Annotated in this window: 2 tRNA genes; both read left to right on the forward strand. The window is 55.9% G+C overall.

The annotated features are described in order from the left end of the window. Nucleotides 1-101: 101 nt before the first annotated feature. A tRNA-Ile gene (locus G9G54_RS25035) sits at nt 102-178 on the forward strand. Between the two features lie 21 nt (nt 179-199). Continuing rightward, nucleotides 200-275 (forward strand) — tRNA-Ala (locus tag G9G54_RS25040). Nucleotides 276-279: the final 4 nt, after the last annotated feature.

Raw genomic sequence — 279 nt, forward strand, 5'->3', positions numbered from 1 at the left:
AAGCCCTCCAGCGCCGATGGTACTTGGACCGCAGGGTCCTGGGAGAGTAGGACGTCGCCAAGCGCAACCACTAAAGAGGAACTTCTTTGGTGGTTTATTATGGGCCCTTAGCTCAGCTGGTTAGAGCGCACCCCTGATAAGGGTGAGGTCGGTGGTTCGAGTCCACTAGGGCCCACCATATAACTTTATATTTCCTTTTGGGGCCATAGCTCAGCTGGGAGAGCGCCTGCCTTGCAAGCAGGAGGTCAGCGGTTCGATCCCGCTTGGCTCCACCAAAAA

This window comes from Paenibacillus sp. EKM212P (assembly GCF_011066115.1).
Classification (GTDB): Bacteria; Bacillota; Bacilli; order Paenibacillales; family Paenibacillaceae; genus Paenibacillus; species Paenibacillus polymyxa_B.